The sequence below is a fragment of the Vibrio sp. 704 genome (assembly GCF_033339295.1).
The window spans coordinates 1-588 of record NZ_JAWOUH010000728.1 but is presented as its reverse complement, the minus strand read 5'-3'; the positions used below and the strand labels follow the sequence as shown (position 1 = coordinate 588).

Sequence of the window (588 nt, the reverse complement as noted above, 5' to 3'; positions counted from 1 at the left end):
TCTATGCCCAAACGCGGATTAACTTTGCGAAGTATAATTCCACTCATAAATCAGATCGTATTGATCTTGCACTTGAGGAATCACAACAGGCTGTTGTACTTGTGCTGCTGGCACAGTTTCCTCAACGGCTTGAACCACCGTTTTTGGTTGCCCTTCTACAGCTTGAGCCTCTGAAGGTAGAGTTTCTACCGATTTCTCTTCCGATGGCGTCACTTCTTCAACGTCACCGAGTGGATCTTCAAATTCCATCAATTGTGAGATCGAAGAAGCCTCTTGCTCAAATGCTTGTTGTGCAGCAAGCAAATGAATAGTCAGCGTTAACTCACTGCCTTGTACACGCTTGATTTCTGTGCCCGCCACTGAATTCAATTTGGTAAGTGCGTTTTCTAAACGGAAGAAATCAGCAGCAGACGTTACATTTAACACTTTCACGTTCACAGCTTTAGAAGACTTGCCTGAGACAACAACGGCGTTTTTACTTGCGTAGTAATCAGCAATACCATCCACCATTGCGGAAATAGCGTCTGCACCTGTTGCCGACCCGCTGCGTGGAGAAGTTTGCGCATCAATAATCTTTGCAGGCGCTTG

1 pseudogene is annotated in these 588 nt (G+C 45.6%); it reads right to left on the bottom strand.

Annotated elements, in window-relative coordinates:
• Positions 1 to 18: 18 nt before the first annotated feature.
• Positions 19 to 588: pseudogene (locus R7R24_RS28775) on the bottom strand (DUF2066 domain-containing protein); the annotation flags it as partial.